Genomic DNA, 21,119 nt, shown 5'->3' with positions numbered 1-21,119 from the left:
GTGTCGGTGCTGCGTCGGCGCATGTCGAGCAACACCACAGTCGAGCTACATCTTTGCAGCCAAGCGATTGGCTGCGAAACGCTCGCGCGCGAGTCTGGCGGCGTTATTCATCGAGTCTAGGTTATCGATACACCATAGACCGTTGATGCAAAGAAAGCGCTCACTAAGCACTGCTTCAAGTATGTTTGGAAGGGTTGCGTTGAAGAATCCGGCACCCTTGACCGTTGGGGCCGGATCTAGCTCAAGCATCGCGACCGGCAGGTCAGAAAGGCACGGGCCGAAGTGGCCGGCCGAAGGGAACTTGCCCCCAAACTCGGTGCGCAGACGCTCCTTTCCCATGCTCTTGGTGAGAGTGCTATATCGCTCCTGCCGCAGCAACCAAAGAGACTTGATGCCCGCCTCGCGGTACCGCTCTTGGCGTTTACGGTAGTCACGGAGCGACTGATACGATCTTTGGATCTCGACAGCCAACCTAACCCCATTGCGCTCACCCCAGACATCAGCCTGCCAGCGACCTGCATCACCCGAACCCGGCATTTCAACCGAGGCACGGAATCCAAGATCTTCAAGCACGCTGCGCACAAGTATCTTGGCCGCCAGGTGCCATTGGCTTTCTTCGGAAGTACTGCACGCACCTCCTAGATGCGCGAAGAAGGGGTACCCATTAGCACTAACCTTGGGAATCGCTGGAGCGTTGCAGCAAGGCATCAGCAGATCACCGACGCAGTACGCCCGTTGCAACTCTTCCCACTGCGCCTGAGACATATGCAGTGCGTTGGCTGCACCAGTACCATCTGCATATGCTGCTTCGATCACCATAGCCATAGTGCCTCCTTGAATCTCGGTATTGTCTGATCAGTTTAGCCTTCCCCGCGCTGGGACCGGGGCGGTGATCGAATCCTCCGAGCAGCAATTTCCTAGAAAAATGCCGGCACCCCCGAAAGGATGCCGGCAGACAGCAGATCACGCAGTTACCAATTGCCGGGCCAATGCGACCTCGACGGAATCACCATCCTGGTTCAGGACATCGAGCCCCGATTCGGGTACATCGCCCGAAGTGGACTGCGAGACCATGATCTTCTTGGCCATCAGCTCCAGGCAGGTCATCTGCGAGGAGCCGGCGTAGCCCAGGTAGATCACGCGCACGGACAGCTTCTGCCCGATACGCCAAGAGCGGCGTGCCGCCTGCTGGAGCGAATACACGTTGTAGCCCGACTGCATGAACACGATCGTCGGAAACTCCAACAGGTCCAATCCCGTCTTGACAAGCTCGGGATTGGTGATGAGCACGTCGATGCCACGGTCCAACTGCTCGGCGATCCAGTCCTCGCGGCGGCTGGCATCCACGCTTGCGCGCAGTACCGCCACTTTGAAGCCTTCCTGCTCCAGCAATACCTTCAACCGGCTAGTCGTGTCGCGCGTGCCGGTATAGACCGTGTAGGCCAGAACCTTGCGGCCCTGTGCTTTCTCTTCCCTGCAGATGTCGATCAGCTCACGCTCCTTGGGGCTGATCTCGAACTCGTTGAACTGAGCCGGGACGAACGCCAAGGTATTGCGTGTGCGCGGATGCACCACGGTCTCCGACCGGAAGCAGCAGTCCGGCCAGGCCAGCAGCACGTTGAGGACCACACCCAGCAAGGTTGTATCGCGTCGCGCCAGAGCCTGTTTCAGCTCCGCGGTCAGCCGACCCGCCAAATCGCGGTAGGCCGCGGCTTGCGCCGTGTCCATCGCGACTTCACGGAACTCCTCGTCATACGGTGGCAGAACGTTGCCGCCGATGTCTCTGAGTTTGAGGAAGATCGTGAACGGCAGGATGCAGCGCAGCACGCCCTTGGGGCCGAAGCCCGGAGCTTTGACCGTTCTGACACTGACTTTCGTGCCTTTCGCGGTCTTGTGCGCCGTCCCGGTGCTCTCGGAATAAATGTCCTTCAGGACACCGTGATCGCGCATGAACGCCATCGCGGCCGAGGTCATGCTGCCGCTCGTGGTCGGGCGATAGCCGTCTTCGATCATCCGCCCGGGAAGGGCTCGGAACAGCAGGTAGAACAGATCGTCGCCGTAGCCGCCCATCAACGTGCCGGTCAGCAGTAAGGTCTTGCGAGCCTTCGCCGCCAGCACGCCCATGGCCTGGCCCTGGGCGCTGCCGCCGTTCTTGTACTCGTGGGCCTCGTCGGCGATGAGCAGGTCGAACGTGCCTTGCGGCAGGTAGCGCTTGATGAACTCGGACGGTTGATAGCCGCCCTCGCCAAAACCGAACTCCATGTTGGCCATCGCACGTTCCATGCGCGTGGCTTGACGGTCGGAAAACACCAGCTCGCCGTTGCCGTCCATGAGGTTGATGAACTCATGGATGTTGTCGCCCAGCATCGACGCCAGGAACCCGTCGCCGAACTTCTGCATCAGCTTCTGCGCGGTGACTTCCCCGATCGTCGGGATGCGCTTCAACGCTTTCAGCACGGCCGAGGACTGGTCGCTGCCGGACAGGCTGCGCGGGCGGATCAATGTCCACAGGGGCGCGGCGCAATGGCTGCACTTCCTGCGGTACTCCTCGGCTTCGAGCGCGACCGGGTTGACCGGCTCGCCGTCGAGGTCGGTGATGACCGTGCCGCAGTCAGGGCACGCTGCCACGTCGCCATGGCGGGTGCGCCGCGTGGTGAAGACAGGCTTCCAGTGGAATCCCATCCGCATCCTGACGCGCCCCAGGACAAAGAACTCCTGGCCCGTGGGCTGCACACCCAACTGCTCGCGCAGCTTGATGAGCTTGACCAGCGTGTCCGGGCCGTTGAGCACCCAGACCTTGGCGCCTGCCACCGTCTCCTGGATCTCGCGCCGCCACTTGTAGACCAGGTGCGGTGGAGAAAGAACCAGGGTACGGCGATAGCCTTCGGCGTTGAGCACGGCGGCTGTGGCGATACCAACGGTCGTTTTGCCGCAACCCATCTCGCCGTTGACGATCGCGGCGTGTTCGCCACGGTCGATCAGCAGCTCGGCGGCGGCATGGACGACTTCGGCTTGGGCTTGGAATAGCTTGCGTTTGAGGCTGGCGACGACGAGTTGACGATGCGCCTGCGGCTGGCCGGTATAGACCGGCGGATTGGCGCTGTTGAGGGCGTCGAGCAGTTCGTCGCCGAACTCGCCGACAAAATCCTGAAGGCTCAGGGTCAGAGGGTTGGATTCCGCGTCGAGCAGTTCGCCCTGTACGGGCGTGGCTTCGGCGGTAGTGTTTTCGAGATCGAGGGACATGGTGATGCTCCAAAGAAAATGGGGCATGCACCACCCCCAAAGGGGCAATGGCCTGCCCCAGGGTGGGAAGATCAATCGGCACACGGCCGACGGTGGATGGAAAACGCAGGCGCTGGCGGCCTGCTGGTGAAATGTGCTTAGTCTTCGGACGGCAGCACGATGGATGTGAGATGGCGTTTCGCATCGGTGACGATGCGAATGCGCAGCGCACGATGAATCACGTAGTGCGATTCCAGCAAAGCACCCGATTGAAGTGCGATGCCGTTGGCTTGCCATTGCCCGTCGCTGACGTCCCCCCAGTCGCCACGGACATGGCGACGGAAGTACGGAATCGGGTCAAGACGACCGGCGCGGACCAGGCGGTCGATACCTTCGCTGAGGATGAGTGCACCTACCGGAAACAGCAGGTCCTGGCAGTAGGTTTCGATGTGTCGGGATGCCATGGATTCCTCCTTGATGGATTCATTGAGCCACGACACCCCTGGCGGAGTGAAGTGGCTCCGTCAGGTGACTGGGATGACGATGGGTGACTTCAGATCATGTCGCGCTCTTCGGGAAGCTGGACAACCGTGGTCTGGTGGTCTTCGCTGGTCTTGACGATCAGAACCAGCTCCGGCGTGATCCGGTAGTAGGAGATCATCAGGTTGTCCTGTTGGAGTGCGACGTCGTTGGCCTTGCGGGTGGCCTTGTCGATCTCGCCCCAGTCACCGCGCACATGGCGCTGGACATAGGTCAAGGGGTCGATCAGGCCTTTGCGGGCCAACCAATGCACCTTCTCGCTCAACTTCAGCGAGCCCGGTGCGAACAACGGTTGCTTCTGCGGCGCGGGCCGCTTGAACAGATTTGGGAACATGGTGTTTCTCCTTCGATGTGGTACAGCAGGACAGCAGCGCGTCCGGTGGATTAACGAATGGTCAAGACGTCGCCCCGTGTCGGGGAGCCAGGCGTCATGTCCCACGCGCGGATGACAGGTACGAACTTGTCGGTGAGGATGCGGGTCTCGGCGATGGAGCCGTCTTCGCGTTCGGTGAATTCCCGCTGGAGCGTCTTGTCCTTGTGGGTGTCACCTTTGACGACGAGCACGCGCCCCGTCTTGGAGCGCACAACCCCCGAGATCGCGCCTGCGGCCAGAGCCAGGGCGAGATGCCAGTGGGACAAGGCCCGCGCCGGTGGACGCAGCGACTGCTGCGCGGCCCCCAGGTGCGTGTCCTGCGACGGCCAGAGGCCTTGCAGCCTGCCAACCTCGTCGGCGAACTGCTCGGGCTCCATCGTCACGCGGAAGAAATGCTCCGGCTCGGCCGGACTGGCGGGGACGATGTACGGCAGGAACGGCCATTCGCTCGGCAGTTCGTCAGCTTCGATCTCGCCTTGCCCAACCTGCAGCAGCAGATTGCGCACGGCCTTGACGCCATCCGAGGCCTGCTCGCGCTGGCGCACCCGCCGGCCGAAGATCACAACTTGCTTGAACTGCGTCTCCACCGCTCGGTAGATGCGCAGGTCGGTGTAGTGGCGCGTCAGCCAGCCGACCAGCTCCGCGTCGAGCACGTAGCCGGGGACGATGAAGACCAGCACGCCGCCGTATTGCAGCAACGACAAACTGCGCTGGTAGAACAGTTTTTCGAGGCGGGCACGACCCTGGCCCTGATAGCCGATGTTGCCGTTGACGTCCTTGGACAGGTCGCCATACGGCGGGTTGAGCCAGAGCAGTCCGAACGACTGCTTGGAGACCATCGTGTCCATCAGGTCCGCGTGCAGGCAGTGATCGACCAGGCCGCGGGCATGGCGTGCCCGCTCCGCGTCGAACTCAACGGCGAACGCCTTGGCCTGCTCGCGCCCGAGGGCGTGGGCGGCTTCGGCGATCGCTACGCCTTCGCCGGCGCAGGGATCGAGGATGCACATCGGCCCGTCGCTGGGCATCAGTGCGTTGAGGGCTCTTTCGAGCGTGGGTTCATCAGTCGGGAAATACCCGTTCTTCACGAAATTGCGGGCAAGCCGCGGGAACATGAGGGCCATGGAAGTCTCCTGGTTGGCGGGGATGAAAGACGGAAGCACACCAAGGCGTGCCTCCGAGGGTGGGTCAGGCCGCTACCACTTCCGGCGTCCAGATCTTGGCCGGGTATGGATAGGCGGTGAGCACGTCACTGCGGATCAGGGAGCCCAGCGCCAGGGTCAGCGTCGGCACGTCGATGGCGAGCCGATGGCCTTCCAGCGGCCCGAGGGCGAACGGAAGGCGGCCCAGCATCTCGCGGCTTTGCAGCAGTTCCAGCACGGTCTCGCGCCAGTGGTCGAGCAGCGGCAACGGGCACGTGTCCCGCACCAGCGTCCACAGGCGGTCGAGCCGGTGGGCGCTGTCGCGTGGCAGCAATGCCAGCGCGCTGGCGTTGGCCTTGTCGGGCTTGACGCAGCGCCGGTCGAACAGCCACACGTTGGACAGCGAACCGAACAGCGTTCGCCGGTAGGCGCGCGTGATGCGCTTTTCCAGGCGATCGACGTTGCCGATGAACACCGGGACGCTGCCGCCTTGGTCGGTGATGACGTGAAACTGGTCCAGTCCCTGCTCGTCGCGCCCAAGGGTCAGGCGAGCGAGGAACTGCTGGACGGCGGTGTCCCGCGCCCAGATCGACAGGAAGATCAGGTTGCCCTGGTCGTCGCCGACGCAGGCGTCGGCCATCACATCCGGGCATTCGTCGATGCGGTACAGCGTGGTGGAAGAAGTGTGTGCGGGCATGGTGGTGTCCTCGGATGAACGGGAACAGCACCGCCCGCTGGGGCAAGTGCTGCCCCTGGGGGTGGAAGAAAACCGCTCAGTCCGGCTCGAACTGCCGGGTGTGCGGGTTGAAGTGAAGCACCTCGTCCACCGCGGTGATCGGCGTGAAGCCGTCCAGGTAGATGTTGTTGAGGTACTGGTCGCGGTAGGTCAGTGCCTGCCGCGCCTGTTTCTCGGTGAGGCCGTTGCTGATGAAGTACTCCAGCATCTCCTCGTCGGAGGACACTTCGTCGTTGGACAAACTCCCTTCAACGAGCGCCAGCAGCGAGGGGGAGAGCGCAGCGAGGATCAGGTCCATGTCGGTTCCTCCTGGCTCAGACCATCAGCGTTGCGGCGGGTGCCGTGACAGCCGTGGGTGTGCGTCGCCGAGCGTGGTAGGCGCGAACGCCTGCACGCCATTCGGCAGACTGCTCCGGTGCAAGGTCCAGATAGGACAGCGGGCACGAGTAGTAGTACGGGTGCATGGACTCGTCCAGCGGCTTGTAACCCCACTGGCCGCCGCTGCGTTCAAGCAGATCGCAGCGGATGTAGCGCAGGGATTGGCCCGGCGCGAGATCACGATGTACGCCTTCGACCTTGGCCGTCACTTCCGCGACAGACCAGAGGACGTTGCCGCGCAGCGCGTGGGCGATGACCTTGACGCTGGCGCGCTCGGTCTCTTGCGGTGCGATCAGTTCCGCGATCAGTTCAGACCGCGATTGGGGTGAGAAATACCAGCCCATGAGAGGCCTCCTGGAAAAGTAGAGCCGGAGGCCTCCCCACGGGGAGGGCCTCCCGGCGGGTGATGAAAAGCCGCAGGTGCGGCGAAGGAACCTATGCTTTGCCCTTAGTCCCAGTCGTCATCGTCGCGATCACAACCGGCCGGGCAGTAGCCGAACTCGATCCCATGCGAGCAATAGCCATGCTCCGCATTCCAGTCCTGGGCTTCCTGCCGCTCGGCGGGTGTTGCGTAGTCCCATTCGTGGGCTGCGATTTCCAGGGCCTGAGCTCGCTGGCTTTCCGGCAACCGACTAGCTTGCGCGTCGATCTCCGAACTGAAAAGCGTGACCCAATGATCCCAGGACAGGCCGCAACCACGCTGGGCGTGCTCGGCGGCTGTCTTGCAAACAGCTCGCCATGCGGATTCATCCAGCGCGGAACGGGGTACATCGAAAGCGATGGTGGACATGATGGAGACCTCCAGAAAATGGCCGAGGCCTCCCCCGCAGGGGGAAGGAACCCCGGCGGGTGGATGAAGAACACCGCGGATGCGGCGTCTGCGATCACGCAGGTTGCAGTTCGGCCTGACGGCTCCACTCCTGCGTCTTGAAGTCCAACGCAAAACCCAGTTCGCCCAGGCGGGCGATCTGCGCGCGCAGGGCGCGGCGGTCGATGGTCGAATCCAATTTCACGGACTCGCCCAGCGGCCACAGCAGACCGAACAGAGCGGCGTCGCCATCTTCGGTGCTGCCGGGGGCAGCCGCCGCAGCGGGCGTCGGCGCATCCACACCGAAGGGCGTGGTATCGACCAGAGGATCCGCCGACGCCTGCACGGGTGCGTGCTTGGCGGGCGTGGAGGCCTTGGCAGACTTGGCCGGCGTTGCTGCAGGCTGCGTCCCCAGCTCTTCATCGAGTGGATCGACGTCCTGGGTGGCGAAGCTTCGGGCTTCGTCGCGGCTCAGTTTGTCGATTCCGTTGAGCGTCATTCCGTCCAGGTTGGCGCGGATCTCGAACCGCATGCCGTCGCCGACCGGATAGGACTTCGGGAAGATGTAGCGGATGATGAATTCCCCGTCGTATTTTCCTTCGGGGTACTGCTCCAGCTCCGCATCCTTGACCGCGAACTTGCCGATGGGGGTGACAAGGCGGCCGACGGTGAACGGGCCGTTCTTGCCGCGTATGGTGCGCAGCGTGAGCTGGCCCGGAACAATGATGGGCGATACCGATTGCTCGGGCGCCGATGTGGTTGCCATGTTGGTTCTCCTGATGACGAATAGCGGGCCGCCGACGGCGCCCGGTGGATGAGAGGAAATGGACCTCACCCGAGCTGGGCGAGGTCCGCTTGGCATCACGCCTTGAGCTGGCGCATGCCTTCGGCCAGCAGCCACAACGCCCGGTTCAGGCGCAGGTTCTGGTCGATTCCTTGCACCGGACGGGTGCGTTGATTGCGGCCATTGGCCGAGCGTCCATTCAGTCCCCCTTTGACGAGGTTCTCCTGGACGCGGTTGAAGACGGCCCACAGGTCGTTCTTGCGGTCGTCCCAGCGCCTGGGCGCCAGAAGTTGGCTCTCCGTGACAGGGGTGGACTTGGCCGGGTCGTCGTACTTGAGTGCGAGCGCGGAATTCGCAAAGATTTCCGCTTCGCCCTCATCGAGGGTGATGGTGCGCATCGCATCGCGCGCGTCCTGCACGCGCTCGAAGCCTTCGAGAACCTCGTAGGCACCTTCGATCACCTGGCTTGCCACGTCGCCCTTGTGAGGAACGCGGATGTCGGCGGTGGTGTCACCGCAGACCAGGCCGTTGTGGCAGACGAACCGGAACATGCCGGCAAGCATCTGGTAGCTGCTCGTGCCGTCGTGGCTGTTGAGCAGGATGATCTCGTTCGCCTCGTCGCCGTTGATCTGGCTTGCATGGCGAAGTCGGATGAGATGCTTGGTGTACTCGCGCCGATCCTCGTTGCGCACGCGCGTCTGGCACACCATGAAGGGCTCGAAACCCTCCTGGCGCAACCTGGTCAGCACGACCGAGGTCGGTATGTAGGCATACCGATCGGACCGGCTCCCATGCGGAGCGTCGGCAAAGATCGAGGGAACAACGGCACGAATACGGTCGTCCGAGAGTGGGCGATCGGAGCGCAGGATCGGGGATTGCGGAGCAAAACGGGATGCCAGAGACATGGCTGATCTCCTTTGAGAAATGCGGTAACCGCGCGGTCGTGTGACCACGCGGGACTCGGGGGATGAAAAGACGCAAGCACCTTTGGCGTCTTGGGGACGCGGCGGATGCTAGGGAGGAGAAGCGACAAGGCCCCATGAGGGGCCATGCCGGATCAAAACGAAGCGACCAAGGCCGGCTCCTGCTCCTCGACTTCACCCTCGGGCTCGCGCTCGGCGGACTCGACGGGTAGGTCGGAAACGGCGTCGGCGGCAGTGTCGATGGCGTTGTCGGCTTCGGGCGCGGGTGCGTCCTCCACCGTTGGCGCCTCGGCTTGCGCCTGGCTCATCGGATAGACCTGGGTGCCATCGATCTTGATCAGACCGATGTGGATCAGCGTCGACTCCAGGCTTGCGGCCGGTGCCCCAGCGTGCTCGCCCTTGGTACGGATGTACGGATCGATCTTCATGTCGTTGAGACGGAAGGCGATCAGCACCTTGCGATCCCCTTCGATGGCCTGCACGCATCGGCGAACCAGATGCTCGGCCCCGAGGGTGGCGACGATCGTGTCGAAGTACCGATATTCCGGTTCATCGACAGGTCCGGCCAATGCGGCGATGGAGCATGACAGGAACGGATCGCCATCCTTGGGGGTGACGTCCTTCGGACGGTTGAGGTAGCCGATGCCACGGGTAATCAGCTCGTGCTGCTCGATTGAAGCCAGTTCGGCCCGCTCGATCGGCTCGGCCTTGAGCAGTCGCGCCTTGAGGGACGCGGCGGCCTTGCCCTGGTTTTCGCCCTTGTCGCGGATGTACGCATCGCCCCAAAGGTCGCCGAGGCGGAAGCGCACCAGCGGGCGCTGCTTGGAATCGTCAACGCCGATGTAGCGCTGAACGAGCTTCTTGGCCTCGGCACCCGAGACCTTGACATCGAAGTAGCGGTAGCTGGGGTCCCTGGCGGGGCCGACCAATGCGGCGATGGTGCATGCCAGGAAGGGCTGCGCACGGCGGCCGCCCCTGACGGGCACTTCACGGACACGCTGGATGTAGCCGATGCCCGATGTGTGGAGGTCGAAATACGATTTCTCGTTGGACGTGGTGTTCATGGTGAATCTCCATTGGGAAAAGCGGAGACACACCGAGCCCACGCATGCGGGGAAAGGTGCGTAACCCCGCGGTGGGTTGATAAGGCGAAAGCATCCACCACCAGAGACTGGTGGCCGCTCGCGTATGGATGCGGTGCGAGCTGGCTCGGTCACGCAGTGGAAACTGCGCCGCAACCTCGAAGACCGATGATTGCCTGGCATGTCGCTGACAACGTCAGCAGGCATGGGGTCAGCATGGGCGGCCCTTGCGCGCGCGGCAGCAATCAATTGGCATCCGGGTGTTTCCCTTTGTCCACGCAGCCCGGTTCAGCGCAAGAAAAAGCCCCTCGAAAGGGGCTGGAGATGTCAGGCTTCGTACACGAAATAGTGTTCGCGCTGACGTGGGAAGAACACGTGTTTCCACGTGTCGCCGGTTGTATTGCCACCGTCAAACACGACCATTTCGTAGTCGTCAATGTCGGTGTCCATCAGATCGGCGCTGTCGATATGGCGCATGTGCAGCGTGCCGCTCATGCGCTCGAACACCAGAATCTGGCCGATGGCGTCGTTCTGGCTCATGGCGTTAACGCAGGCTCCAAGCTGATTCTCGAAGTCAGGCGTAGGCGAGATGAGATCGGGGAACATGAGATTGCTCCTATGGAATTGAACCGGCCCAGCTCCTGGTGGGAGGCGGGCTGGCATGTGGGGGATAAAGGGGAAGGCTTGCGCGTCGCGCGTCTGCTAGATCTCGGCCAGTGGCAGGCCCAGTAGCGCGGGTGCGTCAGCGTCTAGGATGAGGATGCGCACATCGGCCTGGCCGGCCAATTCAAGAATGTTCGCCAGGTCGTCAGGCATGCCCTTGTCCCGGTGTTCCTGCCGAAGCTGCTCCGCACTGATGCCCTCGGCATACTCCAGGTTCTTGTCTGTCCAGGGCGTGGAAATCAGCTTGACGCCGATCGCTGGGCTGTATGGAACCCGGAAGGCGATGAACAGAAAGGCCTCCGGTGTCGCAAGGTCCGCTAGGCTGGCCAGGTACTGGCCGGTTTCCTGGCTGATGTGCGCGCTGCTGATTTCCCAGCATCGGCTGTAATAGCCGGTCTCGAAACCCAACCGCTGCACCACGTCTCGCGCGGCCTCGGCCGAATAGGTATCACCGACGTGGACCGGGCGACCGTCCAGGTCGTCGCCATGGATGGCATAAACCACCGCACCCACCACGCCTTCGCCGCTGACGCCTTCAATGGCATCGCATTCGGCCATCAGTTCGGCACTGACAGGCACAGTGCCATTCCTGACCACCGCGAAGTCGCTGGTGACGATGCAGGGGGAAGAAACCAGCTCCTCGTCGGAGAGGTGCTGTTGGCTCGCGTGGATGTTTCGCCACACATGCGGGCTTCCGTCTTCGTAGCTGATGCACAGCGTTCGGACGATTTTCAGATTCCAGTAGCCGCGTACAAAGGGGTTGGGATTCTGGGTCATAGGATTTCTCCAGATTGAATAATGGAGCCAATCCCCGCCACCGGGAACTGGACCCCGGTGGGTTGAAAGTCGAAAAAGCGTCAGGCGGCACTGATCGATGGCTTTGGGCCAATCCGCGCTGGCTGACGGAGGGAAAATTGAGGGACATGGCCTGGTGGGCGCATGTCCCTCATGGGGTGGCGAACGACAAGGTGGTGATATTCCGGAAGCCGGCTCACCAACCGCTGTAGTTCACCAGCAGGTCGGCGATGACCTTGCGGCGTTGCAGATCGAGACCGTCGAAGTCCGACAGTCCTTGGAAGTGGCAGCGTTTGAGCATGGCACCGCCCTCGCGCGCGTTGTAGAAGCTGAACATGGCGGACAGGAACATGCGTTCTCCGCTGCTCAGGACGCCGAGAGCGTCGTTGGCACGCAGCATGTCGGGACGCAGATCCCACTTGCTCTTGGCCTGGTTCAGGCCTTCGCGTGTGCCGTCGCCAAACCATTGCGGGCCAGCGATCTCGACACCGCGCTTCCAGGCCTCGAAGAAGGCTTGGGGCGCGGCGGCGAAATGCTGCTCTTCCCGCATGATCTGATCGACGACTTCCTGTGGCAAAAGCTGGTTCATGACGTGATTCCTCCAGTTGGATCAGGGCGTGGCGAGCTGGGACCAGCCGCCTCTTTCTAGGGCACGTTGAGCCGCGACATAGCTGCGGAAGTACTCGCTGGATTCCCGCGAAACGGGACCTTCGGTATCGCGCGTGCCGATGTAGTGGCCGGCGGCGCTATGCAGGACTTCGAGCGGCAGGAACTTGCCGCAATGGATCAAGGCCAACTGGCCGAAAGAGGCTTGCTGGGACATGGATGGGCTCCTTGGAGAAGCGAGGGCCTTGTCCCTCACGGGATGGCAGCTCCCGCATGCGGTTGAGAAAAAGCATCGGCGTCACGAGGACGCGCGTCCGCAGACTCGATGCGATGGCGGACTGGCGGGTGGCGCGGAGAGAATCCGCGGCAGCCTGGAAACCCTGGCTGCTGGCATGGTGCTGACGGATCAGCGACACATGCAGGCAGCTTCGTGCGCGAGTCGAGCCACGTCAGCCGGAAATCGGCACCTGCTACAGCCCCGATTGGCGAACGTGGTGTCATTTTCAGAAGGTGACTGCACGGAATATCAAGAGTCGGCTGCACAGTCTTTTCTGATCTGTGGTCGTCTCAGAAAACGGAAAATAAAGCACGCTAAGCTGTGGAAGCCCCTGCCAAGCTCGTTCCACCTTGCAACGACGCAATCAGCGGACACGAAACATTCCCCTGCCGCGAATGGCAGGCGCACACCAGGTCAGACAGCACAGCCTCCATGCGCGCCAAATCGGCCATCTTCTCGCGCACGTCTTGGAGCTTGTGCTCGGCCAGGCTGCTGGCCTCCTCGCAGTGGGTGCCATCGTCGAGCCGCAACAGCTCGGCAATCTCGTCCAGACTGAACCCCAGCCGCTGTGCCGATTTCACGAATTTCACCCGAACCACGTCCGCCTCCCCATAGCGGCGGATGCTGCCGTAAGGCTTGTCCGGTTCCGGCAACAGGCCCTTGCGCTGATAGAAGCGGATTGTCTCCACGTTGACCCCGGCCGCCTTGGCAAAAACGCCAATGGTCAGGTTTTCCAAATTATTTTCCATATCGCTTGACTCCGTACATGAGTACGGAAGTAAGGTTACGCTATCCAATCCAAATTCAAAAGGGCCAACGTATGTCTGAACCACAAAACGGGCGCGGTGCGCTCTTCGCCGGCGGGCTGGCCGCCATTCTTGCATCGACCTGCTGCCTGGGGCCGCTAGTACTGGTCGCCCTGGGCTTCTCCGGTGCTTGGATCGGCAACCTGACGGTGCTGGAACCCTATCGACCGTTGTTCATCGGCGCGGCGCTAGTGGCGCTGTTCTTCGCCTGGAAGCGGATTTACCGGCCCGTGCAGGCATGCAAGCCAGGTGAGGTCTGCGCGATTCCGCAGGTGCGCGCCACCTACAAGCTGATTTTCTGGATCGTGGCCGTGCTGGTCCTGGTCGCGCTTGGATTTCCCTATGTCGTTCCATTTTTCTATTAACCAGGAGTTCATCATGAAGAAACTGTTTGCCTCCCTTGCCCTCGCCGCCGCTGTTGCCCCGGTGTGGGCCGCCACGCAGACGGTCACCTTGGCCGTTCCTGGCATGACCTGCGCGACTTGTCCTATCACCATTAAAAAGGCCTTGAGCAAGGTCGACGGTGTTAGCAAGACCGAGGTCGACTTCTCAACCAAGCTTGCCGTCGTAACGTTTGACGATGCGAAGACCAACGTCCAGGCGCTTAGCAAGGCGACGACGGATGTAGGCTACCCATCTGAGCTGAAGAAGTAAGGCAACAAATAACGGCAGCATCGCTAGAACCACGGCAGAGATGCCGCTCAGGCGATTCTGCCGGTCGTCATCGCGTGAGCAGCCTGTAAACGACCCACGGAGCCTGTTCCCTGAAGCGCACAACCGATTCAGTGACCGAGGCGTCGTACTAGTTGGCTTGGGCACAACGGATAAAAGAGAGAGCGGAATGCAAGAGTTAAACGAAGTTGGTTTGAGCGTGGCGGGAATGACTTGCCCAAGTTGTACAAGGCACGTTGAGGACGCGCTGCTGGCGGTCCCCGGCGTAACGCGAGCGGCTGTCGATTATCCATCGAACAAGGCGCAAGTCACAGGCAATAGGCTTGACGTGTCCGCGCTCGTAGCAGCAGTGGGCGCCCTTGGTTACGGTGCTACGCCTACAGACGAATTTGAAAGCAAAGAGCGCAGTGTTGAACAGCCAGGACTCCTTGGCAAAGCCGCCCAGTGGCTGAGCGGCGAGCGCGCGGTGGAGAAACCGGCAGGTCAGCTGCATGTGGCGATCATCGGTACTGGCGGCGCCGCTGTGGCAGCAGCGCTGAAGGCAGCTGAAAACGGTGCCCGTGTCACCCTGATCGAGCGGGGAACTATCGGCGGCACCTGCGTCAACGTGGGCTGCGTCCCTTCTAAGATCATGATTCGGGCAGCGCATATCGCTCATCTGCGACGCGAAAGTCCTTTTGACGTGGGACTGTCGGCAACGCCCCCAGTTGTCCTGCGTGACCGTCTGCTGGCGCAACAGCAGGCCCGTGTGGACGAGCTGCGTCATGCTAAATATGAAAGCATCCTCGAAAGCAATCCGTCGATCAATCTGGTGCGAGGCAGCGCCCGATTCAAGGATGGCCAAACGCTTATCGTGGAAGCGGCAGAAGGTGACACTCGCGAAGTGGCCTTCGATCGCTGTCTCATTGCCACTGGTGCAAGCGCTGCCATCCCGCCGTTGCCTGGTCTTGCAGGAACGCCATATTGGACGTCCACCGAAGCCCTGGTTAGCGAAGCCATTCCTAAACGGCTGGCAGTAATTGGCGCCTCGGTCGTAGCACTGGAACTGGCACAAGCGTTTGCGCGCTTGGGCAGCGAGGTGACGGTCCTGGCCCGGCGCACCTTGTTTGCCAGTGACGACCCTGCCATTGGCGAGGCCGTGACTGCAGCTTTCCGTGCGGAAGGCATCACGGTGCTGACACAGACGCAGGCGAGTGCCGTGACCTATTGCGACCGCCAATTCATCCTGACGACCGCGCAGGGCGAGTTAAAGGTGGATCAATTGCTTGTTGCCACCGGCCGCACGCCAAATACCGCAAGCCTGAATCTCGAGCGCGCAGGTGTGACGTTTGACTCGCAACATCGCATCCTGATCGATCAAGGCATGCGCACGAGTGCTTCGAACATTTACGCAGCTGGCGACTGCACTGACCAGCCTCAGTACGTCTACGTTGCAGCCGCGGCTGGTACCCGGGCTGGCATTAATATGACCGGCGGCGACGTAAAGCTCGATCTCGACGCCATGCCGGCAGTCGTGTTCACCGATCCGCAAGTTGCCACGGTAGGCTACAGTGAAGCAGAGGCCCAGCGCATTGGTCTGCAAACCGAAAGCCGTACGCTCACGCTCGACAATGTGCCGCGTGCACTCGCCAACTTCGATACCCGCGGCTTTATCAAGCTTGTTGCTGAGGCAGGGTCCGGACGCATTCTCGGAGTCCAGGCTGTGACACCGGAAGCAGGCGAAATCATCCAGACTGCCGCGATTGCCATCCGGGCCCGCATGACCGTCCAGGATCTGGCTAACCAGCTTTTCCCTTACCTCACCATGGTTGAAGGTCTCAAACTGGTGGCACAGACTTTTTCGAAGGATGTGACACAGCTATCGTGCTGTGCCGGCTAAACCTTGGGCACCAAAACAGGGACAGAGGAGTTTTTATGTTTTGTGACATCAGACTTAAATTACGCCGTGTACGCGCGTGCTTGACGATCGTACTGGCAAGTACCGCAACGTTAGGCATGCCAAACCAAGCGTTGGCGGCTTATGATTTTTCTAAGCTCGGCGCCGCGATTGAAACATTGTCGCCAGAGACCGTCAGTGATTGGGAAAAGAAGGCCAGGGCTGGCGATGCCATGGCTCAGAACATCATGGGTCTTGCGTACAAATGCGGTATGGGCGTAAAGCAAAACCACGCGGCATCGATCCAGTGGTTCCGCAGGGCGGCCGAGCAGGGTGAAGCCGATGCACAGTTCAACCTCGGGCGCCTCTACGGAAGTGAAGTCGACGGTATGTATAAGAATGGGCGTGCGGCTCCTGCCAACGATGCAGAGGCTTTCAAGTGGTACCGCCTCGCTGCCGAGCAGGGACACACGCAGGCTCAAGTCAGGCTGGCCCAGCTGTTTGCAAAGGGTCTTACCGACATCGCGCCCGACCAGGTGCAGGCATACCAGTGGATGAGTCTGGCCGCAGCGTCGGGAGAACCGACAGCAGCAAAAGTCGTTGCAGACTATGCAGCTCAAATGAAGCCCGAACAGTTACAGCAAGCCCAGCTGCTGGCCGAGGAATGGCAACGCCGGCAAGGCACAAAGTAATTCGTCTTTTTTAAGCGCAGGACGTAACCGCCGAGTAAGGTTTATCTCGGTTGATCGCTGCCCGATATAACAGGTGGAAAATGGACAAGACTATTTATTCCAAAAAGATTGCCGAAAGCCTTTCATCTGGCAATCATCCTAAAGAGTTCGCAACGCTCTTTGTCGCGCTGCTCCGACAGCTAGCGATGGGGGGACCTGTATCACGCGAAAAGCTCGCCGGCGCACTCGGATGGTCTGGAGCGAGAGTTGCAACGGTACTTGAGCAGGCACCTGGTACGGAATATGACGACGAGGCCAATATCATTGGACTGGGGCTGACACTACGTGAAACCTCTCACGTTTTTGAGGTGGATGGCCGTCATTTGTACACATGGTGTGCGCTGGACACCTTGATGTTTCCCGCCTTGACCGGCAAGATTGCCCGTGTCACTTCCCGCTGCGCGCCACCGGTAGGCCGATCACTCTCACCGTTGCACCAGAAGCAGTGCTTCATGTCGAACCGGCAGAAGCAATGGTTTCACTGCGAACTCCGGATACTTCGCCCGACATTCGTTGTTCGTTTTGCTGTCATGTGCATTTCTTTGCGTCTCCGTCTATTGCAAATTCGTGGGCTTCGACCCACCAAGGGATTGAGGTCGTGCCTGTCGAGAGTGCGTTCGACCTTGGTCATGATGTCGCGCTTAAGCTGCTAGAGGACTGCGAGGAAAGCCCAGTATGAATGCGTACTCGATATCGAAGCTGGCTGATGATGCTTGCGTCAGCGTGCATGTCGTGCGCGACTACATGATACGCGGCTTGTTGCACCCTGCTCGGCGAACCGAAAGTGGCTATAACATTTTCGATGACAAAACACTCGGAAGGCTGCGGTTTCTCCGCGCAGCCTTCGAGTCCGGAATTGGGCTCGACCGAGCAGGGACACACGCAGGCTCAAGTCAGGCTGGCCCAGCTGTTTGCAAAGGGTCTTACCGACATCGCGCCCGACCAGGTGCAGGCATACCAGTGGATGAGTCTGGCCGCAGCGTCGGGAGAACCGACAGCAGCAAAAGTCGTTGCAGACTATGCAGCTCAAATGAAGCCCGAACAGTTACAGCAAGCCCAGCTGCTGGCCGAGGAATGGCAACGCCGGCAAGGCACAAAGTAATTCGTCTTTTTTAAGCGCAGGACGTAACCGCCGAGTAAGGTTTATCTCGGTTGATCGCTGCCCGATATAACAGGTGGAAAATGAACAAGACTATTTATTCCAAAAAGATTGCCGAAAGCCTTTCATCTGGCAATCATCCTAAAGAGTTCGCAACGCTCTTTGTCGCGCTGCTCCGACAGCTAGCGATGGGGGGACCTGTATCACGCGAAAAGCTCGCCGGCGCACTCGGATGGTCTGGAGCGAGAGTTGCAACGGTACTTGAGCAGGCACCTGGTACGGAATATGACGACGAGGCCAATATCATTGGACTGGGGCTGACACTACGTGAAACCTCTCACGTTTTTGAGGTGGATGGCCGTCATTTGTACACATGGTGTGCGCTGGACACCTTGATGTTTCCCGCCTTGACCGGCAAGATTGCCCGTGTCACTTCCCGCTGCGCCGCCACCGGTAGGCCGATCACTCTCACCGTTGCACCAGAAGCAGTGCTTCATGTCGAACCGGCAGAAGCAATGGTTTCACTGCGAACTCCGGATACTTCGCCCGACATTCGTTGTTCGTTTTGCTGTCATGTGCATTTCTTTGCGTCTCCGTCTATTGCAAATTCGTGGGCTTCGACCCACCAAGGGATTGAGGTCGTGCCTGTCGAGAGTGCGTTCGACCTTGGTCATGATGTCGCGCTTAAGCTGCTAGAGGACTGCGAGGAAAGCCCAGTATGAATGCGTACTCGATATCGAAGCTGGCTGATGATGCTTGCGTCAGCGTGCATGTCGTGCGCGACTACATGATACGCGGCTTGTTGCACCCTGCTCGGCGAACCGAAAGTGGCTAGAACATTTTCGATGACAAAACACTCGGAAGGCTGCGGTTTCTCCGCGCAGCCTTCGAGTCCGGAATTGGGCTCGACGAACTGGCGCGACTTTGCAAAGCATTGGACGCAGACGATAGCGAAAGCCTGGACCGATGCGTCGAGCGCGTGCGATGGAAGATCGACGTGCGTCGAACAGTTTTGACTGTCGTCGAGGCCTCTTTGAATGAAATGGCGGCCGGTGCAGCTACTTGAGGTCCGGCCGGTAAAAGCGTTGGAATTAGCCACTTCGTATATAATATATTGATTAATATAGCTTTTTCGATGAATGTTTGACTAAAGCCTTTATCGCGACAGTGACTCCTGAAGCTGCTTAAACTGCCCCTGAATCACCGCTTTTTCCTGAAGAATCAACTTGTTCTCATCGGACAGAACTTCCGCTCTATTCTGAGAGGCTTTCAGATCCGTTTTGGTGACCTCTAATGCTTGGGATAGTACGGCCACCTGCTTATCGGCATCTGCTTTCTGGCTTGCGAGTGCGGCAATATTATCCGCCAATTGTTTGCTTTCATGCTTCCGCTCCCGGTTTTTTGCCGAGGCGTCGTTAAGTTGATGCTCCAAGTTCTGGATATCGGCCACTTGCCTATCCAAGGTGCTTTTGTGCATCGCATTGGCCTGTTCGAGCTCATGCGTTTGTCGTTGTAATTGCGCATTAGTGTCTATCAGCTCGGACGCTCTTGACTCGGCTTGGATGAGCCGGTTTTGCAGGTCTTGAATCTGGTCTTTCAGGCCCCGGTTAACCATCTGGAATTGCTCGCGCTCCTGCTGCCGGTCTTCGGCGGTGCGTTGCTGGTAGGGGGCACCTCAGAAAACGGAAAATAAAGCACGCTAAGCTGTGGAAGCCCCTGCCAAGCTCGTTCCACCTTGCAACGACGCAATCAGCGGACACGAAACATTCCCCTGCCGCGAATGGCAGGCGCACACCAGGTCAGACAGCACAGCCTCCATGCGCGCCAAATCGGCCATCTTCTCGCGCACGTCTTGGAGCTTGTGCTCGGCCAGGCTGCTGGCCTCCTCGCAGTGGGTGCCATCGTCGAGCCGCAGCAACTCGGCGATTTCATCCAGGCTGAAGCCCAACCGCTGGGCCGATTTCACGAATCGCACCCGTGTCACGTCCGCCGCGCCATAGCGGCGAATGCTGCCATAGGGCTTGTCCGGCTCGGGCAACAAGCCCTTGCGCTGATAGAACCGGATGGTCTCCACGTTGACGCCGGCTGCCTTGGCAAAAACGCCAATGGTCAGGTTCTCCAAATTATTTTCCATACCGCTTGACTCCGTACATAACTACGGAAGTAAGCTTAAGCTATCCAAACCAAAGATGTCAAACAATTGTCCTGCTGCGCAGGATGAAAGGAGATGGAACCATGAAGCTCGCCCCATATATTTTAGAACGTCTCACTTCGGTCAATCGTACCAATGGTACTGCGGATCTCTTGGTCCCGCTACTGCGGGAACTCGCCAAGGGGCGTCCGGTTTCACGAACGACACTTGCCGGGATTCTCGACTGGCCCGCTGAGCGAGTGGCCGCCGTACTCGAACAGGCCACCAGTACCGAATATGACAAAGATGGGAACATCATCGGCTACGGCCTCACCTTGCGCGAGACTTCGTATGTCTTTGAAATTGACGACCGCCGTCTGTATGCCTGGTGCGCGCTGGACACCTTGATATTTCCGGCGCTGATCGGCCGTACAGCTCGCGTCTCATCGCATTGCGCTGCAACCGGAGCACCCGTTTCACTCACGGTTTCACCCAGCGAGATACAGGCTGTCGAACCTGCCGGCATGGCGGTGTCCTTGGTATTGCCGCAGGAAGCAGCCGACGTTCGTCAGTCCTTCTGTTGCCATGTACATTTCTTTGCATCTGTCCCGACGGCGGAAGACTGGGCCTCCAAGCATCAAGGATTGGAAGGATTGGCGATCGTCAGTGTCCACGAGGCTTTCGGCTTGGGCCAGGAGTTTAATCGACATCTGTTGCAGACCATGTCATCTAGGACACCGTGATCGGATATCGACCCAATGTTCTACGGCACCGGCATCGGATTCGCAGCGCGCGGATTGAACTCGGCGAAACGGTATATGCATTGCCGTGAACCGACCAAAAGGAGGTGTTCGATGAACGCCTACACGGTGTCCCGGCTGGCCCTTGATGCCGGGGTGAGCGTGCATATCGTGCGCGACTACCTGCTGCGCGGATTGCTGCGGCCAGTCGCCTGCACCACGGGTGGCTACGGCCTGTTCGATGACGCCGCCTTGCAGCGACTGTGCTTCGTGCGGGCCGCCTTCGAGGCGGGCATCGGCCTCGGCGCATTGGCGCGGCTGTGCCGGGCGCTGGATGCGGCGAACTGCGATGAAACTGCCGCGCAGCTTGCTGTGCTGCGTCAGTTCGTCGAACGCCGGCGCGAAGCGTTGGCCAATCTGGAAGTGCAGTTGGCCGCCATGCCGACCGCGCCGGCACAGCATGCGGAGAGTTTGCCATGAACAGCCCCGAGCGCATGCCGGCCGAGACGCACAAACCGTTCACCGGCTACCTGTGGGGCACGCTGGCCGTGCTGACTTGCCCCTGCCACCTGTCCATCCTCGCTGCCGTGCTGGCCGGCACAACCGCCGGTGCATTCCTTGTCGAGTATTGGGTCATCACGGCGCTCGGTTTGACCGGCCTGTTTCTTCTGTCACTGGCGCGGGCGTTGCGGGCATTCAGGGAAAGATCATGAGCGCTTCCCGGCCGGATGGATGGAC

28 protein-coding genes and 3 pseudogenes are annotated in these 21,119 nt (G+C 60.4%); 12 read left to right on the top strand and 19 right to left on the bottom strand.

The annotated features are described in order from the left end of the window. Positions 1-45: 45 nt before the first annotated feature. The 17 genes from PSH76_RS18165 to PSH76_RS18085 all read right to left on the bottom strand — a co-directional run bounded on the left by PSH76_RS18165 (position 46) and on the right by PSH76_RS18085 (position 13,075). Positions 46-825: a competence protein CoiA gene (locus tag PSH76_RS18165; protein ID WP_017514159.1), complete on the bottom strand. Its 780-nt coding sequence runs from the start codon at positions 823-825 to the stop codon at positions 46-48. Between the two features lie 138 nt (positions 826-963). Beyond that, complete coding sequence (locus PSH76_RS18160; protein WP_011871444.1) at positions 964-3,243, bottom strand: helicase-related protein; 2,280 nt, start codon at positions 3,241-3,243, stop codon at positions 964-966. A 137-nt stretch (positions 3,244-3,380) separates the two neighbouring features. Next, positions 3,381-3,686 (bottom strand): hypothetical protein, encoded by a 306-nt coding sequence (locus PSH76_RS18155; protein ID WP_009876590.1) that lies wholly within the window; start codon positions 3,684-3,686, stop codon positions 3,381-3,383. 89 nt (positions 3,687-3,775) lie between these two features. Further along, entirely contained in the window at positions 3,776-4,096 is a 321-nt protein-coding gene (locus PSH76_RS18150; RefSeq protein ID WP_009876589.1) for a hypothetical protein, read from the bottom strand. Positions 4,097-4,146: 50 nt separating this feature from the next. Next, entirely contained in the window at positions 4,147-5,256 is a 1,110-nt protein-coding gene (locus tag PSH76_RS18145; protein WP_011871443.1) for a DUF6094 domain-containing protein, read from the bottom strand. A gap of 64 nt (positions 5,257-5,320) precedes the next feature. Next, the gene (locus PSH76_RS18140; RefSeq protein WP_009876587.1) at positions 5,321-5,971 is read right to left on the bottom strand and encodes a hypothetical protein; all 651 of its coding nucleotides are present in this window, start codon (positions 5,969-5,971) and stop codon (positions 5,321-5,323) included. 76 nt (positions 5,972-6,047) lie between these two features. Beyond that, the gene (locus PSH76_RS18135; protein ID WP_009876586.1) at positions 6,048-6,308 is read right to left on the bottom strand and encodes a hypothetical protein; all 261 of its coding nucleotides are present in this window, start codon (positions 6,306-6,308) and stop codon (positions 6,048-6,050) included. Positions 6,309-6,324: 16 nt separating this feature from the next. Then, positions 6,325-6,732 (bottom strand): hypothetical protein, encoded by a 408-nt coding sequence (locus tag PSH76_RS18130; protein ID WP_009876585.1) that lies wholly within the window; start codon positions 6,730-6,732, stop codon positions 6,325-6,327. A 104-nt stretch (positions 6,733-6,836) separates the two neighbouring features. Continuing rightward, positions 6,837-7,178, bottom strand: a complete 342-nt coding sequence (locus PSH76_RS18125) for a hypothetical protein (RefSeq protein ID WP_011871442.1) — start codon at positions 7,176-7,178, stop codon at positions 6,837-6,839. A gap of 94 nt (positions 7,179-7,272) precedes the next feature. Further along, positions 7,273-7,962: a DUF3275 family protein gene (locus PSH76_RS18120; RefSeq protein WP_009876584.1), complete on the bottom strand. Its 690-nt coding sequence runs from the start codon at positions 7,960-7,962 to the stop codon at positions 7,273-7,275. Positions 7,963-8,057: 95 nt separating this feature from the next. Next, on the bottom strand, positions 8,058-8,885 hold the full coding sequence (locus PSH76_RS18115; protein ID WP_011871441.1) for a DUF932 domain-containing protein: 828 nt from the start codon (positions 8,883-8,885) through the stop codon (positions 8,058-8,060). Between the two features lie 152 nt (positions 8,886-9,037). Next, positions 9,038-9,967, bottom strand: coding sequence for a DUF3577 domain-containing protein (locus PSH76_RS18110; RefSeq protein ID WP_009876582.1), 930 nt, complete (start codon positions 9,965-9,967; stop codon positions 9,038-9,040). A gap of 345 nt (positions 9,968-10,312) precedes the next feature. After that, positions 10,313-10,591, bottom strand: coding sequence for a hypothetical protein (locus tag PSH76_RS18105; RefSeq protein ID WP_011871439.1), 279 nt, complete (start codon positions 10,589-10,591; stop codon positions 10,313-10,315). A gap of 96 nt (positions 10,592-10,687) precedes the next feature. Then, positions 10,688-11,425 carry a hypothetical protein gene (locus tag PSH76_RS18100; RefSeq protein WP_009876580.1) on the bottom strand — a complete coding sequence of 246 codons (738 nt, stop codon included), beginning with the start codon at positions 11,423-11,425 and terminating at the stop codon, positions 10,688-10,690. A 214-nt stretch (positions 11,426-11,639) separates the two neighbouring features. Continuing rightward, positions 11,640-12,032: a hypothetical protein gene (locus tag PSH76_RS18095; protein ID WP_009876579.1), complete on the bottom strand. Its 393-nt coding sequence runs from the start codon at positions 12,030-12,032 to the stop codon at positions 11,640-11,642. 21 nt (positions 12,033-12,053) lie between these two features. After that, the gene (locus tag PSH76_RS18090; RefSeq protein ID WP_009876578.1) at positions 12,054-12,266 is read right to left on the bottom strand and encodes a hypothetical protein; all 213 of its coding nucleotides are present in this window, start codon (positions 12,264-12,266) and stop codon (positions 12,054-12,056) included. Between the two features lie 374 nt (positions 12,267-12,640). After that, positions 12,641-13,075 carry a mercury resistance transcriptional regulator MerR gene (locus PSH76_RS18085; protein WP_032490487.1) on the bottom strand — a complete coding sequence of 145 codons (435 nt, stop codon included), beginning with the start codon at positions 13,073-13,075 and terminating at the stop codon, positions 12,641-12,643. Positions 13,076-13,146: 71 nt separating this feature from the next. Between PSH76_RS18085 and PSH76_RS18080 the strand changes: the two genes are divergently transcribed. The 9 genes and pseudogenes from PSH76_RS18080 to merD (PSH76_RS18035) all read left to right on the top strand — a co-directional run bounded on the left by PSH76_RS18080 (position 13,147) and on the right by merD (PSH76_RS18035) (position 18,576). After that, on the top strand, positions 13,147-13,497 hold the full coding sequence (locus PSH76_RS18080) for a mercuric transport protein MerT (protein ID WP_001294663.1): 351 nt from the start codon (positions 13,147-13,149) through the stop codon (positions 13,495-13,497). A 13-nt stretch (positions 13,498-13,510) separates the two neighbouring features. Continuing rightward, entirely contained in the window at positions 13,511-13,786 is a 276-nt protein-coding gene (merP, locus tag PSH76_RS18075; protein WP_011405607.1) for a mercury resistance system periplasmic binding protein MerP, read from the top strand. A gap of 187 nt (positions 13,787-13,973) precedes the next feature. Next, entirely contained in the window at positions 13,974-15,683 is a 1,710-nt protein-coding gene (merA, locus tag PSH76_RS18070) for a mercury(II) reductase (protein WP_011405608.1), read from the top strand. A gap of 80 nt (positions 15,684-15,763) precedes the next feature. Next, positions 15,764-16,372, top strand: coding sequence for a phenylmercury resistance protein MerG (gene merG, locus PSH76_RS18065; RefSeq protein WP_231990915.1), 609 nt, complete (start codon positions 15,764-15,766; stop codon positions 16,370-16,372). 80 nt (positions 16,373-16,452) lie between these two features. Next, positions 16,453-17,090: pseudogene (merB, locus tag PSH76_RS30790) on the top strand (organomercurial lyase MerB). Continuing rightward, positions 17,087-17,278 (top strand): annotated as a pseudogene (gene merD, locus PSH76_RS18050) (mercuric resistance transcriptional repressor MerD); the annotation flags it as partial. The pseudogenes merB (PSH76_RS30790) and merD (PSH76_RS18050), both read left to right, overlap by 4 nt. Then, the gene (locus tag PSH76_RS18045) at positions 17,268-17,513 is read left to right on the top strand and encodes a hypothetical protein (protein ID WP_305494508.1); all 246 of its coding nucleotides are present in this window, start codon (positions 17,268-17,270) and stop codon (positions 17,511-17,513) included. The pseudogene merD (PSH76_RS18050) and the gene PSH76_RS18045, both read left to right, overlap by 11 nt. An 80-nt stretch (positions 17,514-17,593) precedes the next feature. Beyond that, positions 17,594-18,232: an organomercurial lyase MerB gene (merB, locus tag PSH76_RS18040; protein WP_058672289.1), complete on the top strand. Its 639-nt coding sequence runs from the start codon at positions 17,594-17,596 to the stop codon at positions 18,230-18,232. Next, positions 18,229-18,576: pseudogene (gene merD, locus PSH76_RS18035) on the top strand (mercuric resistance transcriptional repressor MerD). The gene merB (PSH76_RS18040) and the pseudogene merD (PSH76_RS18035) overlap by 4 nt, the downstream one beginning before the upstream one ends. A 90-nt stretch (positions 18,577-18,666) precedes the next feature. Here merD (PSH76_RS18035) and PSH76_RS18030 read toward each other — a convergent pair. Together PSH76_RS18030 and PSH76_RS18025 are read right to left on the bottom strand one after the other, a co-directional pair. After that, complete coding sequence (locus PSH76_RS18030) at positions 18,667-19,125, bottom strand: hypothetical protein (protein ID WP_011405611.1); 459 nt, start codon at positions 19,123-19,125, stop codon at positions 18,667-18,669. Between the two features lie 84 nt (positions 19,126-19,209). Further along, positions 19,210-19,644, bottom strand: a complete 435-nt coding sequence (locus PSH76_RS18025) for a mercury resistance transcriptional regulator MerR (protein ID WP_010981353.1) — start codon at positions 19,642-19,644, stop codon at positions 19,210-19,212. 101 nt (positions 19,645-19,745) lie between these two features. Between PSH76_RS18025 and merB (PSH76_RS18020) the strand changes: the two genes are divergently transcribed. From merB (PSH76_RS18020) to merE, 3 genes are all read left to right on the top strand, one after another. Further along, entirely contained in the window at positions 19,746-20,384 is a 639-nt protein-coding gene (merB, locus tag PSH76_RS18020) for an organomercurial lyase MerB (RefSeq protein ID WP_000761850.1), read from the top strand. A gap of 111 nt (positions 20,385-20,495) precedes the next feature. Next, positions 20,496-20,861, top strand: a complete 366-nt coding sequence (gene merD, locus PSH76_RS18015; RefSeq protein WP_000995361.1) for a mercury resistance co-regulator MerD — start codon at positions 20,496-20,498, stop codon at positions 20,859-20,861. Then, positions 20,858-21,094 carry a broad-spectrum mercury transporter MerE gene (gene merE, locus PSH76_RS18010; RefSeq protein WP_005413392.1) on the top strand — a complete coding sequence of 79 codons (237 nt, stop codon included), beginning with the start codon at positions 20,858-20,860 and terminating at the stop codon, positions 21,092-21,094. The genes merD (PSH76_RS18015) and merE overlap by 4 nt, the downstream gene beginning before the upstream one ends. Positions 21,095-21,119: the final 25 nt, after the last annotated feature.

This window comes from Pseudomonas sp. FP215, assembly GCF_030687795.1.
In the GTDB taxonomy this organism is placed as follows: Bacteria; Pseudomonadota; Gammaproteobacteria; order Pseudomonadales; family Pseudomonadaceae; genus Aquipseudomonas; species Aquipseudomonas salmasensis.
The sequence above is the reverse complement of the archived record's forward strand: the minus strand, read 5'-3'. Positions and strand labels throughout refer to the sequence as shown.

Coding starts and splice junctions, on each gene's coding strand:
- PSH76_RS18085 (WP_032490487.1), bottom strand. CDS start 13,075: ATGGAAAATAATTTGGAAAACCTGACCATTGGCGTTTTTGCCAAGGCG.
- PSH76_RS18105 (WP_011871439.1), bottom strand. CDS start 10,591: ATGTTCCCCGATCTCATCTCGCCTACGCCTGACTTCGAGAATCAGCTT.
- PSH76_RS18135 (WP_009876586.1), bottom strand. CDS start 6,308: ATGGACCTGATCCTCGCTGCGCTCTCCCCCTCGCTGCTGGCGCTCGTT.
- merD (WP_000995361.1), top strand. CDS start 20,496: ATGAACGCCTACACGGTGTCCCGGCTGGCCCTTGATGCCGGGGTGAGC.
- PSH76_RS18150 (WP_009876589.1), bottom strand. CDS start 4,096: ATGTTCCCAAATCTGTTCAAGCGGCCCGCGCCGCAGAAGCAACCGTTG.
- merE (WP_005413392.1), top strand. CDS start 20,858: ATGAACAGCCCCGAGCGCATGCCGGCCGAGACGCACAAACCGTTCACC.
- PSH76_RS18140 (WP_009876587.1), bottom strand. CDS start 5,971: ATGCCCGCACACACTTCTTCCACCACGCTGTACCGCATCGACGAATGC.
- PSH76_RS18090 (WP_009876578.1), bottom strand. CDS start 12,266: ATGTCCCAGCAAGCCTCTTTCGGCCAGTTGGCCTTGATCCATTGCGGC.
- PSH76_RS18095 (WP_009876579.1), bottom strand. CDS start 12,032: ATGAACCAGCTTTTGCCACAGGAAGTCGTCGATCAGATCATGCGGGAA.
- merA (WP_011405608.1), top strand. CDS start 13,974: ATGCAAGAGTTAAACGAAGTTGGTTTGAGCGTGGCGGGAATGACTTGC.
- PSH76_RS18165 (WP_017514159.1), bottom strand. CDS start 825: ATGGCTATGGTGATCGAAGCAGCATATGCAGATGGTACTGGTGCAGCC.
- PSH76_RS18120 (WP_009876584.1), bottom strand. CDS start 7,962: ATGGCAACCACATCGGCGCCCGAGCAATCGGTATCGCCCATCATTGTT.
- PSH76_RS18030 (WP_011405611.1), bottom strand. CDS start 19,125: ATGGTTAACCGGGGCCTGAAAGACCAGATTCAAGACCTGCAAAACCGG.
- PSH76_RS18025 (WP_010981353.1), bottom strand. CDS start 19,644: ATGGAAAATAATTTGGAGAACCTGACCATTGGCGTTTTTGCCAAGGCA.
- merP (WP_011405607.1), top strand. CDS start 13,511: ATGAAGAAACTGTTTGCCTCCCTTGCCCTCGCCGCCGCTGTTGCCCCG.
- PSH76_RS18145 (WP_011871443.1), bottom strand. CDS start 5,256: ATGGCCCTCATGTTCCCGCGGCTTGCCCGCAATTTCGTGAAGAACGGG.
- merB (WP_000761850.1), top strand. CDS start 19,746: ATGAAGCTCGCCCCATATATTTTAGAACGTCTCACTTCGGTCAATCGT.
- PSH76_RS18125 (WP_011871442.1), bottom strand. CDS start 7,178: ATGTCCACCATCGCTTTCGATGTACCCCGTTCCGCGCTGGATGAATCC.
- PSH76_RS18130 (WP_009876585.1), bottom strand. CDS start 6,732: ATGGGCTGGTATTTCTCACCCCAATCGCGGTCTGAACTGATCGCGGAA.
- PSH76_RS18110 (WP_009876582.1), bottom strand. CDS start 9,967: ATGAACACCACGTCCAACGAGAAATCGTATTTCGACCTCCACACATCG.
- PSH76_RS18155 (WP_009876590.1), bottom strand. CDS start 3,686: ATGGCATCCCGACACATCGAAACCTACTGCCAGGACCTGCTGTTTCCG.
- merB (WP_058672289.1), top strand. CDS start 17,594: ATGAACAAGACTATTTATTCCAAAAAGATTGCCGAAAGCCTTTCATCT.
- PSH76_RS18100 (WP_009876580.1), bottom strand. CDS start 11,425: ATGACCCAGAATCCCAACCCCTTTGTACGCGGCTACTGGAATCTGAAA.
- PSH76_RS18115 (WP_011871441.1), bottom strand. CDS start 8,885: ATGTCTCTGGCATCCCGTTTTGCTCCGCAATCCCCGATCCTGCGCTCC.
- PSH76_RS18160 (WP_011871444.1), bottom strand. CDS start 3,243: ATGTCCCTCGATCTCGAAAACACTACCGCCGAAGCCACGCCCGTACAG.
- PSH76_RS18080 (WP_001294663.1), top strand. CDS start 13,147: ATGTCTGAACCACAAAACGGGCGCGGTGCGCTCTTCGCCGGCGGGCTG.